The following is an 18,749-nucleotide window of genomic DNA, read 5'->3' as shown; positions in this document are numbered from 1 at the left end:
CGTCGTGACGGCCGCCCGACCGCTGCCACAGAACGAGGTTCCAATGTCGAAAAAACTCCCCGTCACCGTGCTTTCCGGCTTTCTCGGCGCCGGCAAGACGACGCTTCTCAACCATATTCTCGCCAATCGCGACGGGCTGCGCGTGGCGCTGATCGTCAACGACATGAGCGAGATCAATATCGATGCGGCACTGGTGCGAGATGGCGGTGCCAATCTTTCCCGCACCGAGGAACAGTTGGTGGAAATGACCAATGGCTGCATCTGTTGCACGCTGCGCGACGATCTCCTGACGGAAGTGCGGGCGCTGGCCGAACAGGGCCGTTTCGATTATCTGCTGATCGAATCCACCGGCATTGCCGAGCCCCTGCCGGTGGCTGCGACCTTTGATTTTCGCGATGAAAACGGCCGCAGCCTATCCGATGTCGCCAGGCTCGACACCATGGTGACGGTGGTGGATGCCGCCAATCTTCTCAGGGATTACGGCTCTTCCGATTTCCTGGCCGACCGGGGCGAAACAGCCGGAGACGGCGACAACCGCACCATCGTCGACCTGCTGGTGGAGCAGATCGAATTTGCCGATGTCGTCGTCCTCAACAAGATCGGCACGGCCACGCCGGATGAGCGGGATGCGGCCCGCAAGATCATCGTCGGGCTGAACCCGGATGCGAAGCTCATCGAGGCCGATTTCGGCAAGGTGGCGCTGAAGGAGGTTCTCGGCACCGGCCGCTTCGATTTCGCGAAAGCCGAAGAACATCCGCTCTGGTTCAAGGAACTGCACGGTTTCAAGGACCATATTCCCGAAACCGAAGAATATGGCATTCGCTCCTTCGTCTACCGCGCCAGAAAACCCTTCGACCCCGTGCTGTTCCAGCGTTTCATAGACCGTGCCTGGCCGGGCGTGGTGCGCGCCAAGGGTTTCTTCTGGCTGGCAACCCGGCCGCGTTATGTCGGCGAGATCAGCCAGGCGGGTGCCTTGGTGCGCACCGGCAAGATGGGGCTCTGGTGGTCCGCCGTGCCGAAGGAGCAGTGGCCGCGCGAAAAGCAGTTCCTCGACATGATGAAGCCCTACCTCGACCCGATCTTCGGCGACCGCCGGCAGGAAATCGTCTTCATCGGCTCCGATCCGATGAGCGAGGCCCGTATCCGGGCGCAGCTAGACGCCTGCCTGATCGATACCGAGGCCTTCACGCCGGATGCATGGCGGCACCTGCCCGATCCTTTTGCAAGCTGGGACCGGCAGGCGGCCTGATTGTCCTCACCGCCCGTATTTTGGGCGAGCGGCAGCGGTTTTTACCTTCTCCCCGCCGGGGAGAAGGTCGCGGCAGCGGGATGAGGGGGCAAGGGTAGAGATATTCGGCAGCGTTCCCCCTCATTCGACCCTTCGAGCCATCATCTCCCCGGCGGGGGAGAAGAATGGGGGGCACCCTCTCGCGAAAATACGCAATTGAAAAATTATAGAAAATTCAACGTCACCAGCGCCAGAACGACATATCTCCCGACCTTGGCAATGGTGACCAGCAGCAGAAACACCGGCAGCGGCTCCTTCATGATCCCGGCTGCCACGGTCAGCGGGTCGCCAATCAACGGCGCCCAGCTGAGCAGCAGGGACCATTTGCCGTAACGCCTGTACCAGTTCTGCGCCCGCTGCAGCGCAGCTTCCCCGGCCGGAAACCAGCGTTCATGCCGGAAACGCTCGATGCCGCGGCCAAGCAGCCAGTTGGCGAAGGAGCCGGCGACATTGCCGGCGCTTGCCACGGCGACCAGCAGCCAGACAGGTTGGGATTTCAGCAGGATGAGACCGGCAAGCGCCGCCTCCGACTGCATGGGCAGGATGGTCGCCGCGATGAACGCCGTCAGAAACAAACCCGCATATACCGCCAGATCGGCCATTGCCCGCCCTTCATCATCCGCGAATCCCGCCGCTGTCCTTGAAGTGGCGGATGACGGCAGCGGCGGTCAAGCGCCTCTGCCGCTTGGAGGCGGTTTCTCAAGCCGAATTTGGGGCTATGGCACGCACGATATCGTCATGATCCACCTCCAGCAGCGCCTTGTGGATGGATATTTGCCGGGTTTCGCCCGAGGTAAACAGGACGACAATCACCGTTTCCCGCGGCGGGCAATCCGGCAGCACACAGGAAAGCTCGCTGACGGTGACGATGTCTTCGGACTGAAGATGCAGCAGATCGCGGGACCATTGCTTCAGGAGACGGGCCTGCGAGATGATCGCGGAGCCGCTGCGCGCAAGCGGGTTGTTCATGCCCTGCCCTTTCGCCCAGCCTGCGCGGCCAATGTGTCGAACAGATCGCGGATCGGCTGCTGCGGCATATCCATGCCGATCAGGACGATGCGGGTCGAACGATTGCCATCCGGCCAGCTTTCCAGCCGGGTCAACGGATAAAGCCGGTGCTGTACGGCATGGGCGACAACCGGCCGCTCCGGGTCGTCAGTCGCGCCGAAAATTCCCTTGAGCCGCAGCAGGCCGGAATGCACGTTGCTGGTGACGAGTTCGAGAAAGGTGACGATCGCCTGCGGATCGAGCACGCCATCGAAGGTGAGATCAAAGGCCTCCACCCCCGCGCCATGGCGGTTGATATCATGGTCATGGGCGGCATGGAGGTTCAGTCTGTCAGCCGCGAGCCAGCCCGGCACATCCTCCGCCTTGCCACGCAGCGAATAATTCTTCGCTGCAAATAACGACATAAGATCAAAATCGGCCGCATTGCCGTCATGCAGGCAGGCGGCGGGATTGAGATCGGCGAGGCTCTCATGGTCGATTGCCGTCGCATCGACGAGATCGGTTTTGGTGAGGACAATGTGATCGGCAAAGGCCAGCTGTTTCCATCCCTCGATGAAACTGTCGAGCATCGCCCGGCCAGAAGTGACGTCGAACGCCGTGACAACGCCCGAAAGATAAAAGTGCCGTGCAACGATATGATCGCGCAGGCCAAGCGCCGGCGTACCGCCGGCAATCAGGCTGTTGATGATCGGGGCGGGATCGGCAAGTCCCGTGGTCTCGATCACGACACGCGATATTTCCGGCATCACTCCTTCGAGAAAGGCCTGATGCAACTCGTACAGCGAAGTGCGGATATCGCTCGTGGCCGTGCAGCAGATGCAGCCCGTCGTGGTCTGGAAATAGCGCTCCGAACCGGTTCGGACCAGACCATGATCGATGGGCACCGAGCCAAATTCATTGACGATGACGGCCGCGTCCCCCATGGCCGGTTCGGCCAGAAGCTCGTTCAGCAGCGTGGTCTTGCCGGCGCCAAGAAAGCCGGTGAGCAAGGTGACCGGCACGGTGTGGGCGAGTGGCGCGACATCAGGATCAGCGTTGCGGTCAACTGCCTTTTTTCGCTTCATTCCGAACACGTCTGCACCTTGCGATTCATAAAATTCGCAGCATCATAGTATGTTATGTAATAACATATCAATAGCATTTAGACATTCCGCACATATCGGCGCTTGTCCGCAGCCCCAACCTCGCACCAACGAACACACGAAAAAACCGGGATGCCCTCAAAATGGAATAATAAAATCATTCCCTTCACTTTCGTTTTAATCGTTCCACGTTCTCTTGCATTTTCGTTAGAGTTCGCTTTTAATCAGCAATGCTAATACAGAAAAGATCGCCCGCAGCCGGATCGAGGAGGATAGGCTGCAATAAGGGCATGTATCTTTTACTGTTTTTAAAACGGGAGGAATCACCTTGAAAAAACTCAGCTACCGCCTTGCCGCGGCATCCGCGCTTTCGTTTTTTGTCACATCGAACGCATACGCCGTAACGGAAATCCAGTGGTGGCACGCCATGACCGGTGCCAACAACGAAGTCGTGGATTCACTCGCGAAGGAATTCAACGACAGCCAGAAAGACTACAAGGTCATGCCCGTCTTCAAGGGCACCTATCCCGAAACGCTGAATGCCGGCATTGCCGCTTTCCGCGCCAAGCAGGCACCGGCCATCATTCAGGTCTTCGATGCCGGCTCGGGTGTGATGATGGGTGCGGCCGGCGCCATCAAGCCGGTGGCGGACGTGCTGAAGGAAGGTGGCTACACCTTCAACAAGGATGAATATCTGGCCGGTATCGTCGCTTATTATTCCAAGCCCGACGGCACCATGCTGTCTTTCCCCTATAATTCGTCCTCGCCGATCCTTTATTACAACAAGGATGTCTTCCAGAAGGCCGGGCTTGACGCCGCAAACCCGCCGAAGACCTGGCCGGAAGTTTTCGAAGCTGCGAAGAAGATCAAGACCAGCGGTGCCGCACAATGCGGTTTCACCTCCACCTGGCTCACCTGGATCCAGACCGAAAACTTCGCCGCCTGGAACAACGTCTCCTACGGCAGCAATGAAAACGGGCTTGGTGGCACGGATGTGAAGCTTGCGGTCAATGCGCCGCTCTTCGTCGAACATTTCCAGGCGATTGCCGATCTCGCCAAGGACGGCACCTTCCGTTATGGCGGCCGTACCTCGGAAGCCAAGCAGCTCTTCATGTCCGGTGAATGCGGCATCTTGACCGAATCCTCCGGCGGCCTTGGCGATATCGTCAAGACCGGTATGAATTACGGCATCGGCCAGCTTCCCTATTATGAAGGCCACGGCCCGCAGAACACCATTCCCGGCGGCGCCAGCCTCTGGGTATTCGGCGGCAAGAGCGACGCCGAATATAAGGGCGTGGCGGAATTCTTCCATTTCCTCTCGCAGACCAAGATCCAGTCTCGTCTGCATCAGGTCTCCGGCTATATGCCGGTGACGATCGCGGCCTATGAGGAAACCAAGAAATCCGGTTTCTACGACAAGAACCCTGCCCGCGAAACGCCGCTTTTGCAGATGATGGGCAAGCCGCCGACAGAAAACTCCAAGGGCGTTCGTCTCGTGAACCTGCCGCAGGTGCGCGACATCATGAACGAGGAATTCGAGGCAATGCTGGCCGGCAAGCAGGATGCCAAGACGGCTCTGGACAAGATCGTCCAGCGCGGTGATGCGGCCATCAAGCAGGCTGCCGGCAACTAAGCGATCCCCTGCCCCGCCCGCATCCCTTTCAGGTGCGGGCGGCATTCCCATGTCATCAGGAGATCGCCGTGCAAAGCGTCGTATTCCCCAACAAGATCCTGCCCTATCTGCTGGTCGCGCCGCAGATCATCCTCACGGTGATCTTCTTTTTCTGGCCAGCAAGCCAGGCGCTTTACCAGTCGACCATGCGCGAGGATGCCTTCGGGCTGAACAGCAATTTTGTCGGGCTGGCCAATTTTTCCGCCGTTCTGTCGGATGAGAGTTATCTCAACTCGCTGCAGGTCACGGTCATCTTCAGCATTCTCACCGCGCTCGTCTCCATGGGGCTGGCGCTGCTTCTGGCGACCGCGGCCGACCGTGTGGTGCGCGGCAAGGGTTTTTACCGCACCATGATGATCATGCCCTATGCCGTCGCGCCCGCCGTGGCCGGCATGTTGTGGCTGTTCATGTTCAACCCGGCCATGGGCACCTTCTCCTACATCCTGCGCCGCAACGGCATCATGTGGGATCCGCTGCTTAACGGCAATCAGGCCATGCTGCTCGTCGTCGCAGCCGCCGCATGGAAGCAGATCAGTTACAATTTCCTGTTTTTTGTCGCAGGCTTGCAGGCAATTCCGAAATCACTGCTGGAAGCGGCCTCCATTGACGGCGCACGCGGTTCGCGGCGCTTCTGGACCATCGTTTTCCCGCTGCTTGCACCGACCACCTTCTTCCTCCTGGTCGTCAACACGGTCTATGCCTTCTTCGACACCTTCGGCATCATCCATGCCGTCACCGGCGGCGGCCCCGCCAAGGCCACCGAAACGCTGGTCTACAAGGTCTATAATGATGGCTTCGTGAACCTCAATCTCGGCTCTTCCGCCGCGCAATCCGTGATCCTGATGGTGATCGTCATCGCGCTCACCGCCTTCCAGTTCCGCTTCGTCGAGAAGCGCGTGCATTACGGCTGAGGATTTCCCATGATTGAAAACCGCCCCGTCGCACGCGTGGTTGCCCATCTGATGCTGGTGCTTGGCATCATCATCGTGGCCTTCCCGATCTATTATACCTTCATCGCGTCTTCCATGACGTCGAACGACATCATCCGCCCGCCCATGTCGCTTTTGCCCGGCGGCCATCTCGGCGAAAACTATAGCGAGGCCATGGCCGGCGGTGTCGAAAGGGTCGTGGGCGTCAGCCTCGAACGGCTGCTGTTCAACAGCTTCGTTGTCGCGCTCGCCATCGCCATCGGCAAAATCGTCATTTCGTTCCTGTCGGCCTTCGCCATCGTCTTTTTCCGCTTTCCCTTCCGCATGGGCTTCTTCTGGATGATCTTCATCACGCTCATGCTGCCGGTGGAAGTGCGTATCCTGCCGACCTACAAGGTCATCGTCGATCTCGGACTGATCGACACCTATGCGGGGCTCACGCTGCCGCTGATGGCATCTGCGACCGCGACCTTCCTGTTTCGGCAGTTCTTCCTGACCATTCCCGGTGAGTTGGTCGAGGCGGCGCGCATCGACAATGCCGGGCCGTTCCGCTTCATGCGGGATATCCTGCTGCCGCTGTCGAGAACAAATATCGCCGCTCTGTTCGTGATCCTGTTCATCTATGGCTGGACCCAGTATCTCTGGCCGCTGCTCGTCACCAACGATGCCAAGATGAACACTATCATCATCGGCCTGAAGCGCATGGTGGATTTCACCGATGCTTCGACGCCGTGGAATTATGTGATGGTGACGGCGATCCTCGCCATCATCCCCCCTGTTTTGGTTGTGGTGCTGATGCAGCGCTGGTTCGTCAAAGGTTTGGTGGAGACCGAGAAGTAATGGCAAAAATTGCGCTGAAAGACGTCCGCAAGGTTTATGGCGGCAATGTCGAAGCCATCAAGGGCGTATCGATGGACATCGCCGACGGCGAAATGATCGTGCTCGTTGGTCCCTCCGGCTGCGGAAAATCCACCCTGTTGCGCATGATCGCCGGGCTGGAAGGCATTTCGGGCGGCCAGATCGTCATTGGCGATCGTGTCGTCAACGATCTCGAACCCTCCGACCGTGACATCGCCATGGTGTTCCAGAACTATGCGCTTTATCCGCATATGACTGTGCGGCAGAACCTTGCCTATGGCCTGAAGAACCGCAACACGCCGAAGGAGGAGATCGAGCGGCGCATCACCGAGGCCGCCAAGGCGCTGGAGATCGAACAGTTCCTGGAGCGCAAGCCGCGCCAGCTTTCCGGCGGCCAGCGCCAGCGTGTGGCCATGGGCCGCGCCATCGTGCGCAAGCCGGCGGCCTTCCTCTTCGATGAACCGCTCTCCAACCTCGACGCCAAGCTGCGCGTGCAGATGCGCGTGGAAATCCGCCGCCTGCAACGCTCGCTCGCCACGACAAGCGTTTATGTAACCCATGACCAGATGGAGGCCATGACCTTGGCCGACCGGCTGGTGGTGCTGAATGCCGGCCGTATCGAGCAGATGGGCACGCCGATCGAGCTTTACGAAAAACCTGCCACCACCTTCGTTGCCACCTTCATCGGTTCGCCTTCGATGAACCTGCTGAACCACGGTGCGGCACCGGCTAATGGCTCGGCCGGCTGGTCGGTGCAGGGAACCACAGCCTTGCCGCAGGGCGTCGCCACGCTCGGCATCCGCCCGGAAGACATCACACTTGCCGATGAAGCCCCGGCCGACGCCGCATTCACCGGCACCGTGCAGGTGGATGCCGTGGAACTGGTGGGCGCGGAAAGTTATGTGCACGGCTCCTTCGCCGATGGCACCACCATCGTCTTCCGCGTTCACGGCCGCTCGCAGCTGCGCATCGGCGCGACGCTGAAGATCGCCGCGCAGGCAAAGGATTTCCACCTGTTCGATGCGGCGGGCAAACGGATTTAGGCGCTAGTAAGGGACCCATGACATCCCGGCACGGCCGCCTGTTGCGGTCGCGCCGGGCCAATTTCACGGAGATGACACGGCCGGAAAGGAAGACTGGCGGAAGGCGAGCTTTTTACCGAATGTTTGGAACGGCAGTTCGATGAAACGGTAGCTCAGATAGGCCATGATCACCGTCAGGACGCAGGTCAACACGATGGTGACATGGATGGGATAAGGAGCGAGTTGCCGGTAGGGCAGAATATATTCCACGATCGGTTGGGCCACCGGGCCAAGCAGATAGACAGAATAGCTTATCGCGCCCAACCAGACAAAACCCGGATGCGTGATACGGAAGCTGGTCGTGAACAGCGCAAAAAGCGCCATTCCCGCATAATAGGCAATCGTATAGCGATACCAGGTCTCACCGAAACCCATATCCACATTATAACTTAGAAGACTTATGACTGGCACGGTGACGACCACGAGAAGGGATGTGGCGAGGATAAGCTTTCGCAGCTTCGCCCCGGCCTGGTCGCTGGCCCCGTGACGCCACAACAGCCCCCAGAACATGACAGTCAGCCCAAGCGGTATCGCGACGGGCAATTTGATGCCCACGGCGTAGCGGGTTGCAGCCATCCCAACTGCGCACAACAGGAAAAACACCACGGCCCCCGCCGCTCCCTCCGGTTTATGCAGAAGCCTGACATAAAACAGCACGCCACTGATGACATAGAAGACGATCTCTATCTGCAGCGTCCAGTAAACGCCGAGAATATTCTGCTGCCCCAGAAATTGCTGCAGCATCGTCACATTGGCGATGATCTGCTTCAGCGTGAACACATCCCCCCGCACCAGCGGAATAATCGCCAGAGCCAGCATCATCGACACCCAATAAGCAGGATAGAGCCTGAAAAACCGTGAAATTGCGAAACCACGCAAGGGCGCATTGCCCGCTTTCAGTAAGGAGAATGGAATGACAAAGCCGGAAACCGCAAAGAACATGACGACGGCGATCTTTCCGAGGTCGACATATTCGGTGAAGACGTAAAACAGATAATACTCTGCCGAATTCGAGATAAATCTGCCTTTATACGCTACTTCCGCGATGTGAAAATAGATCACCGCCAAAGCCGCCATACCTCGAATGGAATCGACGTAAATCCAACGCCCGGGATTGCGATCCGCGCTCATCAATGCCTCATCCAAAATTATTTATAAAAATGTAATATTAGTACTTCTCAACGAACTATAATGTCGCCGGGGCGCAAATTGCAACCTGATACACCATTTTGTATTCCCAAATAGAAAACTGCATCCCGGAGCGAGGCCGGAATGCAGTGCGGTGGTTGCAACGGGATCTTAAAGCCCACAGTGAGGCGCGATCGCAGGTTTCTACCAGATCAGTTCCACCTGCGGCCGGCCATTGGAGGTTTTCTCCACCGTGCGTCCGGACGTGTCGACATTGCAGTGAACACGCTGGCGGAAGGCGGAGAAGCTTTCGAAAGTCACGACATCGACGGGATCATCGAGATGAAGCGTCAGCCGGTAGCGTTCTGGATCGCCGCCGAGTGCCTGAACGCCGAGCACGGAGGCCACGAAGGGCTGGCCGAGATAAAAACCTTCCACCCTTGAGCCCAAGAGATAGGGATTGAAGGCGGGTCGGTTGCCGGCAGCCGCGTGGAGGGTGTTCCAATCACGGAAGCCATATTGCGCGGCGATGAGTTCCAGCGCTTTCGAGTGGGTGATTGCCTGCCCCTGCTCCTCAAGAGCGGCGCGCAGCCGTTTTGCCTGTTCTTTCAGTCCCTCAAGCGCGGGAAGCGGTTTGGACACGTTCATAACGGTTCTCCAACATGCGCATGCCGAATTTTCCGAAGGGGGTCCGCGTTGCCATCGACGACATGCAAAACATGGGGATGACCGTTATTCAGGAAAGAGCTTCACCAGGGGCGATAACGCCTGCGGACGGCCGGGGCTCTTCTGCCCGTGACCGTCCTATAGTCCAGAAAGCGCCGCCAGTCAAAGGCGGCGCGTCACCAGGCCCTGATCAGAAGCGGTAGGTGATACCGGCGCCGATCAGCCACGGATCGAGCTTGGCCTTGCCGCTGATCGGCGTGCCGCCCAGTTCGGCGGTCCAGTCCGTCTTCAGGAAGATCTTCTTCACGTCGAAGTTCACGCCCCAATGCTCATCCAGCATATAGTCGAAACCGACCTGCACAGCCGCACCGAGCTTGTTCTTGACGTCCAGATTGCTGAAACCGGGCTTTTCCGACTGGTTGTAGAACAGCGAATAGTTCACGCCCGCGCCGATATAGGGCTTGAAGGCGCCGAAATCGGTGAAGTGATATTGCAGCGTCAGCGTCGGCGGCAGCAGCCAGGTCTTGCCCACCGGTGTGCCGGCCAGCACGCCCTCGCCATTGATCCTGGCATAGGTGGTACCGAGGATGAGTTCGGCGGCGAAGTTTTCGGTGAAGAAATAGCTGATGTCGAGTTCGGGGATCACGGTATCCGAATAGGACAGGCCAGCACCCGGCACGCCGTCGACGCTGCCGCTGTCATGGGTGATGACGCCGAGGCCGCGCACGCGCAGCATCCACGGGCTTGCCGCGGCAATCGCCTCTTCGGCGGTGGGCGCCGGTGCTGCCGGGGCCAGATCGGCGGCCAGCGTACCGCTCGCCATCATCATTGCCGCAACGCCAGCCAGCAGGGCGGTCTTCTTGTTCATCTTCGTCATTCCATCTCTCCTATAGCGCAGCGCGGCCGGGAGGCCCGGAACCGGCTGATGACGGCGGACCGGCGACTCTTCGCCTGCCAAACCGGATCGCAGCCACTATGGCGATGGACGGGGTGGGCCGATTGAGATGGATCAAATGGGAATGACGATCGCCTTTCAGACCGGCGAAGCAGGCGGCATAGTGACAATTGCGCCACAGACGCTGTCCCGCGAGGCCGCTTTCACACAGCCGAAAAGCAAAAAGGGCGCCGGTCTGGCGCCCTCCCTCTGTCCTCAGGCCGCCTGCGGCGTCAGGGTGGCGGAACCCGGCTTCCTCAGAAGCAATACCGAGACAGCGGCGAGCATGCACATCAGGCCGGCGATCTGCAGCGCGGGCATATAGGTATCAAAATCGCTCTTGAAGAAACCGGCGCCGAAGGCGGCGGTGGCCGCCCCGAGCTGATGGCCGGCGAAGACCCAGCCGAAAACGAGACCCGCCTTTTCGCGGCCGAAATTCTCGGCAGCCAGCTTCACCGTCGGCGGCACGGTCGCCACCCAGTCCAGCCCGTAGAACACGGCGAAGACCGAAAGCTCGACGAAACTGAACCCGGAGAAGGAGAGATAAAGCAGGGAGAGGCCGCGCAGACCGTAGAACCAGAACAGCAGGAAGCGGTTGTCGAAACGGTCCGAAAGCCAGCCGGCGAAGATCGTGCCGAAGAAATCGAAGATACCGATCACTGCCAGCGTGCCGGCCGCCGTGACCGCGGCCATGCCGAAATCACCGCAGATCGAAATCCAGTGAGTCTGGATAAGACCGTTGGTCGAAAGGCCGCAGACGAAAAATGTGCCGAACAGGACCCAGAAGACCGGGTTTCCAGACACGCTTTTGAGCGTCACCAGCGGTGAAACCAACGTGGCGAGAAGATTGTGGTCCTGCTTCGGCGGCTTTATCACCGCCGTCTCGCCATAGGCCGGCAGGCCGACATCGGCAGGGTGGTCGCGCATCAGAAGAAGCACGAGGATCATGGCGGTCGCAATCACCGCAACGGAGAGCGTCAGGGCTGTTCGCCAGCCATAGGCTTCGGTCAATGCCGCCAATAGCGGCAGAAACACCAGCTGACCGGTGGCGTTGCTGGCCGTCATCAGGCCGATCACGAGGCCCCGGCGTTTGGAAAACCAGCGTGCCGCCACCGTCGCACCCAACACCAGCGCCGTCATGCCGGTGCCAACACCGATCACCACGCCCCATAGAAGCAGTAATTGCCACACCTCAGTCATGAAAAAGGAAGCCACGATGCCGCCCATGATGAGGGCAAGCGCCGTCGACACCACCTGCCGGATGCCGAAATGGTTCATAAAGGCGGCGGCGAAAGGCCCGAGGAGGCCAAAAAGCACCAGACGCACCGCCATTGCGGAGGAAATATCGGCGATGTCCCAGCCGAATTCCTGATGCAGCGGCTGGATCATCACCCCCGCCGATCCCATCGCGCCGGCGGTGGCCAGCATGGTCAGAAAAGTGGTGGCGGCAACAAGCCAACCGTAATGCAGGTTTCTGCCGGCCATCCAGCTGGCAAGGCGTGTGGAGAGCATGTTCAAAATCCCTTTCCCATGGCCTTTGGCCGAGTCCTGCGGGTATATACCCGATTTTGCGGGCAGATACCCGCTTTATGATCAAAAAATTACAGGGCTGCGAGCAGTTCCTGCAATTGCGCGGTCTTTTCCGGACCCAGCCGGGCTTCGATTTCGTCCTGTACCCCATCCCAGAGCGGCGCGCCCGTTTTCAGGATCGCCTGCCCCTCCTCCGTCACCGTCAGCACCGCCTCCCGCTGGTCCTCGCCGTGGCCGATGGCTACCAGCCCCATACGGGCCAGCACCTTGGCATTACGGCCAACGGTGGAGCGATCCAGCTCCACCCGCGCGGCAAGGTCGGTCAGCGAAACAGGGGCCGTCCGGTTGATGTTCCGCAGCAGGCTGAACTGGCCGATATTGACGCCAAGCGGCGCCAGCGCCTCGTCATAATAGGACGAGACCTTGCGGGATGCTTTGCGCAACAGGATGCAGTGGCAGCTATCGTTTGGCATTTGTCTCGGGTATATACCCGCAAATTGCCGAAGGCAAGAAGCGTTCGGAAAATTCTCGACGGAAAGGCCATGGGCGTCACCCTAGACCGTAAACTCATAAGCCCGGGGCCAACGCCGCACTGGGGAGAGCGGAGCCAGAGTGAGGAAGTTTGCGGTCTATGAGGTCATAGCGCCTACTGCCCAGATCTAATCATCTCACGAATTTTAGTCGCCTTCTCGAAATGATCGAGTGCATGGGTTTTGATCCACCACTCGGCGGCTTCCATAAGAAGGTCGGGATCGTCGTTCCTGTTTGCAAAGAACGCATAGAATGACAGGCCAACGCCCTCACCCTTTTTTACGATTTTGTCGTCGCAGACTGAGATGGCCTTCGCCCTTAGGGTCGGTCTCATGGTGTGCCCTATGCTTCGCAAGTCGCCTTCGGGCGACCATACATTTCTCGCTACAGAAATGCTGATCTGCGAACAGATCGAACATGATAGCAATATCTGCTTTCGCGGAGGAGCAACCCCGGCCATTCAGCCGGGGCATGACATCAACGGATATCGCTCAGGCCGAAAGCCTGCGGCCATTCGCGACCAGAAGACCGGCGGCACCTTCCAGCCAGCCGGCTTTCAGTTCCAGCGCCAGGAAACGGCTGCGCTCGAACGGGCCGGGCATGATCAGGTGCTGGGCCTTGTCAGCGAAAAAGCCGAAGCGCTCGTAATAAAGCGCGTCACCCACCAGAAGAACGGCGCCATGGCCGCGCTTGGTCGCTTCGGCAATCGCCGCGCGCATCAGCGCCGAGCCGATGCCCTTGCCTTCATGGGCGGCGTCAACGGCGAGCGGGCCAAGCAGCAGCGCGTCAACCGCGCGGCCTTCGCGCGAAATGCCGGCTTCGACATTCCACAGGCGCACCGTGCCGATGACATGGCCGTCCTCATCGCGGGCGACGAGCGCCAGGCCTTCGGCCGGAACGCGGCCGACGCGCAGCTTTTCGGAAGACTTGCGGCGACGGCCGGCGCCCATGGCGCGGTCCAGCAGGTTCTCACGGGCGACAACATCGCCCGGATTTTCCTGATCGATATGAAATGTCTGCGGTGTGAAAAATGCACGTACCGAATTCAGAAGAGCGGCCATCTCTCGGCCCTCCGTCACACAACCGCCCACACGCGGCCCTTGATGAAAAATGGTGAAACCGTTCCGGCCCGCCGACACGCTTTCCTCGGCTGGAAGAGGTGCAGCAAGCAGGGATTTGCGCAACAGCACAATCGGCAGGGCCGGAACGGAAGCTTGGTCGAGACGCCGCCCTGTTCAGCGGGCGGCGTTCGAATCAGATGACGTAGGCCTTCAGCGGTTCGAAGCCATTGAAGGCAACTGCCGAATAGGTCGTCGTATAGGCGCCCGTGCCTTCGATCAGAACTTCGTCGCCGATGGTCAGAGAGACCGGCAGCGGATACATGTTCTTTTCATACAGCACGTCGGCGCTGTCGCAGGTCGGACCGGCCAGAACGCAGGGCTCCATCTCGTCCTGATCGCGCTCGGTGCGGATCGGGTAACGGATCGCCTCATCCATCGTCTCGGCGAGACCGCCGAACTTGCCGATGTCGAGGAACACCCAGCGGTGGTTGTCATTGTCGGACTTGCGCGAGACAAGAACGACTTCCGCCTTGATGACGCCTGCATTGCCGACCATGCCGCGGCCCGGCTCGATGATCGTCTTCGGAATCTGGTTGCCGAAGTGCTTGCGCAGCGCCGCGTCGATCGCCTGGCCGTATTCTTCGGCAGCCGGAACGTCGCGCAGGTACTTGGTCGGGAAACCGCCACCCATATTGACCATCTGCAGGTGGATGCCCTGCTTGGCAAGCGATGCGAAGACGCGCTTGGCATCGGCCAGCGCCGCATCCCATGCGTCGAGGTTCATCATCTGCGAACCGACGTGGAAGGACACACCGTAGGACTCAAGACCGAGCTGATGCGCATAGACCAGAACGTCGACGGCCATCTGCGGCACGCAACCGAACTTGCGCGACAGCGGCCATTCCGCACCTTCGCCATCCGTCAGCACGCGGCAGAAGACGCGCGCGCCGGGAGCAGCACGGGCAACCTTCTCGACTTCCTCATGGCTGTCCACGGCGAAGAGATCGATGCCGAGCGCATAAGCGCGTGCAACATCGCGTTCCTTCTTGATGGTGTTGCCGAAGGAGATACGGTCAGCCGTTGCACCTGCATCGAGCGCCATCTGGATTTCAGCCACGGAGGCGCAATCGAAGTTGGAGCCAAGAGAAGCGAGCAGCTTCAGGATTTCGGGAGCCGGGTTTGCCTTCACGGCGTAGTAGATCGCGCTGTTCGGCAGGGAATGCCGGAACGCGTTGAAATTGTCGCGCACGACGTCGAGATCAACCACGAGGCAAGGGCCTTCGGGACGTCGGGTCTTGATGAAGTCGAGAATGCGTGCAGTCGTCATCGATATATTCCCTATAAAACCGGCTCCGGAAAAATCCGGAGGACAAAGGACGCTCGAGATATGCATTCGAATCAGCCGGTGGAGGCGCAGAATCGATAGCATACGCTCAAGGCGCGAATATGAACGACGCCCTGCCAGAGCATCATTCGGCTTTGTCTGCCATCGATTGGAGGGATTGACCCGACCGCACTTCAGGCAATGATGGTGTGCCTCTTCAGTACCCCGGCTGATGGAAAGCCGGCAGAGAACCAGAAAGGCCCGCACCGTCGTTGCTTCATATGTCCTCGCATTTCCCGGTTGGCCGGAATAGCGACTGGAGGGGTTAGTTCCAGGTACCTTACCTAAATCCTCACCACATCGAGGACTCGGCGGACACACATGGGCACGTGCGACTTTGGGCAGCCCGTGAGATAAGAATATTCGCAGTCATAATCAAGAGGATTTTTTCATCAAATAGCGGATTTTTTCGGCAGCGAATTTAGGGTTGAACAGTCGCTCCCCGGCGTTCAATTATATGGAACGAACCGGAGGATTTTCATGGACACGCTCACCCGCATCCGCGCCTTTATCGATGTCGTCGAGGCGGAGGGTTTTTCCGCAGCCGCGCGCAAGACGGGGCGTTCCAAGGCGCTTTTGTCCAAATATGTGCGGGAACTGGAAGATGATCTCGGTGCATTGCTCCTCAATCGCACCACCCGGCAATTTTCGCTGACAGAGGCCGGACATACCTATTACCGTACCGCTTCCGATATTTTGAAGGAGATCGACAACCTCGCCGATCTGGTGCGCGAGAAGAATGCCGACCTCAAGGGCAAGCTCCGGATTTCGGTTCCCCGCACCTTCATCGATGCCGATGTCGGCCAGAGCCTGATCGATTTCGCCAAGGAAAATCCGGAACTGTCGCTCGAAATCGTCGCCGAGGATCGATTCGTCGACCTGATCGAAGAAGGTTTCGACCTCGCGGTTCGAATCACCCGGCTCGAAGATTCGGGCCTCATCGCCCGCAAGCTTTCCGATTTCCGGGTCTATGCCGTGGCGACGGCGGATTTCGTGGCGCAGCACGGGCCGCTCGACGGGCCGCAGGATTTCGGCCGGGTTCCCTTCATCATCGACACCAATACGCGCTTCCATAATTCCGTGCGCTATTTCGAACCGGATGGCGGTTCGAATTCGGTCGCCATCAGCGGCCCGATCGAGGTCAACAGCCCGCAGGCGACGCTACGCGCCGCGCGTGCCGGGCTTGGCATCGCCATGGTGCCGGATTTCATCGCCCGGCCCTATATCCAGTCCGGCGAGCTGGTGACGCTGTTTGACGATTATATTTCCAAGGACAGGGGCATCTACGCGGTCTACCCGCACCGCCGTTACCTGCCCGCCAAGGTGCGCAGCTTCGTGGACTATCTCTCGGCGTGGTTTCGCAAGAACGGCTGAGAGCATCTCCGCCGTCATGCCCGGGCCTGTCCCGAGCATCTGCAACCTCTCTATTTTATGAAACATTGGCAGATCCTCGGGACAAGCCCGAGGATGACGTCGCTTGTGGGCAAACCTCCGTCACACCCCGTAACGCCCGCCTTCCGGCGGACGTTACGTTGCGTGAACTCACCGTGTCAGAACGGCGAATCCGGGAAGTGGAACTGCTTGGCATTGTCCTTGGTGATGAGCGTCGCGTCGAGAATATACTCGCCGGCAACCGGCACCTGATCGTAGAAATGACCGGCCGTCAGCTGCATGGCAGTCGCCACCATCGCCGGCGGATAAAGCACATCGACCGGCACCAGCTTGTCGCCGTCCATGACCTTCTTGATCATGTCCTTGGAACCGGCACCCGCGACGATATACTTGATATCGGTGCGTTTCGCCTGTTGGATCGCTTCCAGCACGCCGATCGCCATGTCGTCGTCCTGACACCAGACCACGTCGATCTTCTTGTATTTGGTCAGATAGTCCTGCATCACGCGGAAGGCGTCGTCGCGGTTCCAGTTGCCGTACTGGCGGTCGAGAACCTTGACGCCGGAGCCGGCAATACCCTTGTCGAAACCATCCTGGCGCTGCTGGTCGATCGGGATCGGTAGGCCGCGAATGACCACCACTTCCGCGTCAGGCGTGGTCTTCTTGATATATTCGCCCGCCACCTGCCCGAGTGCCGGGTTGTTACCCGCGACATAGAGATCGCGAATGGAATTGTCGTTGACGCTCGGCGCGCGGTCGACGAGCGCGACGAAGGTGCCCTTGTCCTTGATTTCCTTGATGGCGTTGACGAGCGGATCGGGGTCGGACGGCAACACGACCAGTGCGTCCAGCCCCTGCACCGCAAGATCCTGAAGCGCGTTTGCCTGGTTGGCGGCATCCGGCGAGGTCTTCACGATCACATTGAGGCCCGGATGCTCCTTCATCAGGAGCTTGGCCACACGCTCGGCGTGATAAACGACGCCCGCCGTCCAGCCATGGTCGGCCGCCGGAATGGACACGCCGATCGTAACCTTCTTGTCCTGCGCATGAGCAGAACCCGCAAGGACGGCAGCCAGCGCGACAAATGCCACGCCGATGAATTTTCTACGCATAGTCTCTTTCCTCCCAAGACCGGGGCGTTCCTCCTCTTACAACCGCGCCTGCCCCACATGGCGCGGCCAAACTCCCCATCCTCCCGCTATCTGCGGCTCAAAGAGCGCTGCACCAGCATGGCGATGATGATGATCGCACCCTGAATGGCGCCGATCAGATATTCGCTGACGAAGTTCGACAGGATCATGATGTTGCCGACGATCTCCAGAATGAAGGCGCCGCAGATCGTGCCCCAGATGCGCCCCACCCCGCCCCTCAGCGCCGTGCCGCCGACGACGACGGCGGTGATGGCCTGCAATTCCCACAACATGCCTGTCGTGGCGGATGTGGAGGCAAGGCGCGGCACGTAAAGCAGCACGGCAACGGCGACACAGAGCCCCTGCACCACATAAGCGATGGTGCGGACCCGGGCGACCGAAATGCCGGAATAACGCGCCACATCCTCGCTGGAGCCGACGGCTGTCAGATGCCGGCCGTAACGCGTGCGGTAAAGCACGAAGGCGGCGATGGCGGCCGTCACGAAGATGACGATGACCGGCACCGGCACGCCGAGGACATTGCCGAAATAGACCGGGCGATAAAGCGTCTGGATTTCCGGGTTACGCAGCGTGATCGCTCCGCCCTGCGACAGCCAGGTGGTCAGGCCGCGATAAATGCCCATGGTGCCGAGCGTGGCGATGAAAGGCTCGATACGGCCGATGGTGGTGATGAGGCCGTTCGCCAGTCCGCAGGCCGCGCCAATGGCGAGCGCCAGCGCCATGGCGGTGAGCAGCATCAGAAGCGGGCTGGCGATGGCGCCGCTGTTCATGAACAGGATCATCAGGCTGGCGACGAAAGCGACCATGGCGCCGACGGAAAGATCGAGCCCGCCCGACGTGATGACATAGGTTGCGCCAAGCGCGATGATGGCAATAAAGGCGCTGCGGGTCACGACATTCAAAAGATTGTCGATGCCGATGAAATTCGGATTGGCAATGGTGCCGAGCACCAGCAGCAGGGCCAGCGCCACAAAGGGCGCAACGGCGCGCAGGTCCCAGTCCTTCGAGGTCTTCGGCGTTTTGCCGTTATCAAGTGCGGCCTCAGTCATGTTT

19 protein-coding genes are annotated in these 18,749 nt (G+C 59.6%); 6 read left to right on the top strand and 13 right to left on the bottom strand.

Annotated elements, in window-relative coordinates:
• Positions 1-43: 43 nt before the first annotated feature.
• Positions 44-1,249 carry a zinc metallochaperone GTPase ZigA gene (zigA, locus tag O3S81_RS10930; RefSeq protein WP_269343067.1) on the top strand — a complete coding sequence of 402 codons (1,206 nt, stop codon included), beginning with the start codon at positions 44-46 and terminating at the stop codon, positions 1,247-1,249.
• Between the two features lie 203 nt (positions 1,250-1,452).
• Here the strand turns inward: zigA and O3S81_RS10925 are convergent, their stop codons facing one another.
• The 3 genes from O3S81_RS10925 to O3S81_RS10915 form a co-directional block, all read right to left on the bottom strand.
• Entirely contained in the window at positions 1,453-1,890 is a 438-nt protein-coding gene (locus O3S81_RS10925; protein ID WP_269343066.1) for a YqaA family protein, read from the bottom strand.
• A gap of 97 nt (positions 1,891-1,987) precedes the next feature.
• Positions 1,988-2,257, bottom strand: coding sequence for a hypothetical protein (locus tag O3S81_RS10920; RefSeq protein WP_269343065.1), 270 nt, complete (start codon positions 2,255-2,257; stop codon positions 1,988-1,990).
• Positions 2,254-3,360: a CobW family GTP-binding protein gene (locus O3S81_RS10915; RefSeq protein WP_269343064.1), complete on the bottom strand. Its 1,107-nt coding sequence runs from the start codon at positions 3,358-3,360 to the stop codon at positions 2,254-2,256. Before O3S81_RS10915 ends, O3S81_RS10920 begins: the two co-directional genes overlap by 4 nt.
• Before the next feature lie 340 nt (positions 3,361-3,700).
• Between O3S81_RS10915 and ugpB the strand changes: the two genes are divergently transcribed.
• The 4 genes from ugpB (at position 3,701) to O3S81_RS10895 (ending at position 7,880) form a co-directional block, all read left to right on the top strand.
• Positions 3,701-5,011 (top strand): sn-glycerol-3-phosphate ABC transporter substrate-binding protein UgpB, encoded by a 1,311-nt coding sequence (gene ugpB / locus O3S81_RS10910; RefSeq protein WP_269343505.1) that lies wholly within the window; start codon positions 3,701-3,703, stop codon positions 5,009-5,011.
• 68 nt (positions 5,012-5,079) lie between these two features.
• On the top strand, positions 5,080-5,961 hold the full coding sequence (gene ugpA, locus O3S81_RS10905; protein ID WP_269343063.1) for a sn-glycerol-3-phosphate ABC transporter permease UgpA: 882 nt from the start codon (positions 5,080-5,082) through the stop codon (positions 5,959-5,961).
• A gap of 9 nt (positions 5,962-5,970) precedes the next feature.
• On the top strand, positions 5,971-6,819 hold the full coding sequence (gene ugpE / locus O3S81_RS10900; RefSeq protein WP_269343062.1) for a sn-glycerol-3-phosphate ABC transporter permease UgpE: 849 nt from the start codon (positions 5,971-5,973) through the stop codon (positions 6,817-6,819).
• Positions 6,819-7,880, top strand: a complete 1,062-nt coding sequence (locus O3S81_RS10895) for a sn-glycerol-3-phosphate import ATP-binding protein UgpC (RefSeq protein ID WP_269343060.1) — start codon at positions 6,819-6,821, stop codon at positions 7,878-7,880. Before ugpE ends, O3S81_RS10895 begins: the two co-directional genes overlap by 1 nt.
• A gap of 63 nt (positions 7,881-7,943) precedes the next feature.
• Here O3S81_RS10895 and O3S81_RS10890 read toward each other — a convergent pair whose 3' ends face one another.
• From O3S81_RS10890 to odc2, 8 genes are all read right to left on the bottom strand, one after another.
• Positions 7,944-9,050 (bottom strand): acyltransferase family protein, encoded by a 1,107-nt coding sequence (locus O3S81_RS10890; protein WP_269343058.1) that lies wholly within the window; start codon positions 9,048-9,050, stop codon positions 7,944-7,946.
• Between the two features lie 201 nt (positions 9,051-9,251).
• On the bottom strand, positions 9,252-9,695 hold the full coding sequence (locus O3S81_RS10885; RefSeq protein WP_269343056.1) for a glyoxalase superfamily protein: 444 nt from the start codon (positions 9,693-9,695) through the stop codon (positions 9,252-9,254).
• Positions 9,696-9,903: 208 nt separating this feature from the next.
• Positions 9,904-10,590: an OmpW/AlkL family protein gene (locus O3S81_RS10880; protein ID WP_269343054.1), complete on the bottom strand. Its 687-nt coding sequence runs from the start codon at positions 10,588-10,590 to the stop codon at positions 9,904-9,906.
• A gap of 273 nt (positions 10,591-10,863) precedes the next feature.
• On the bottom strand, positions 10,864-12,159 hold the full coding sequence (locus O3S81_RS10875; protein WP_269343052.1) for an MFS transporter: 1,296 nt from the start codon (positions 12,157-12,159) through the stop codon (positions 10,864-10,866).
• A gap of 89 nt (positions 12,160-12,248) precedes the next feature.
• Entirely contained in the window at positions 12,249-12,650 is a 402-nt protein-coding gene (locus O3S81_RS10870; RefSeq protein WP_269343050.1) for a MarR family winged helix-turn-helix transcriptional regulator, read from the bottom strand.
• A 173-nt stretch (positions 12,651-12,823) separates the two neighbouring features.
• On the bottom strand, positions 12,824-13,042 hold the full coding sequence (locus O3S81_RS10865; RefSeq protein ID WP_269343048.1) for a DUF6500 family protein: 219 nt from the start codon (positions 13,040-13,042) through the stop codon (positions 12,824-12,826).
• 157 nt (positions 13,043-13,199) lie between these two features.
• Positions 13,200-13,769: a GNAT family N-acetyltransferase gene (locus O3S81_RS10860; RefSeq protein WP_269343046.1), complete on the bottom strand. Its 570-nt coding sequence runs from the start codon at positions 13,767-13,769 to the stop codon at positions 13,200-13,202.
• A gap of 193 nt (positions 13,770-13,962) precedes the next feature.
• The gene (gene odc2 / locus O3S81_RS10855; RefSeq protein WP_269343044.1) at positions 13,963-15,096 is read right to left on the bottom strand and encodes an ornithine/lysine decarboxylase; all 1,134 of its coding nucleotides are present in this window, start codon (positions 15,094-15,096) and stop codon (positions 13,963-13,965) included.
• A 537-nt stretch (positions 15,097-15,633) separates the two neighbouring features.
• Between odc2 and O3S81_RS10850 the strand changes: the two genes are divergently transcribed.
• Positions 15,634-16,527: a LysR family transcriptional regulator gene (locus tag O3S81_RS10850; protein ID WP_269343042.1), complete on the top strand. Its 894-nt coding sequence runs from the start codon at positions 15,634-15,636 to the stop codon at positions 16,525-16,527.
• Positions 16,528-16,703: 176 nt separating this feature from the next.
• Here the strand turns inward: O3S81_RS10850 and O3S81_RS10845 are convergent, their stop codons facing one another.
• Positions 16,704-17,657 carry a substrate-binding domain-containing protein gene (locus tag O3S81_RS10845; protein WP_269343041.1) on the bottom strand — a complete coding sequence of 318 codons (954 nt, stop codon included), beginning with the start codon at positions 17,655-17,657 and terminating at the stop codon, positions 16,704-16,706.
• Between the two features lie 86 nt (positions 17,658-17,743).
• Positions 17,744-18,745: an ABC transporter permease gene (locus O3S81_RS10840; protein ID WP_269343040.1), complete on the bottom strand. Its 1,002-nt coding sequence runs from the start codon at positions 18,743-18,745 to the stop codon at positions 17,744-17,746.
• Positions 18,746-18,749: the final 4 nt, after the last annotated feature.

The sequence above is a fragment of the Agrobacterium sp. SOY23 genome, from assembly GCF_027212525.1.
GTDB classification, from domain to species: Bacteria; Pseudomonadota; Alphaproteobacteria; order Rhizobiales; family Rhizobiaceae; genus Agrobacterium; species Agrobacterium tumefaciens_I.
This window is presented reverse-complemented; position numbering and strand designations above follow the sequence as displayed.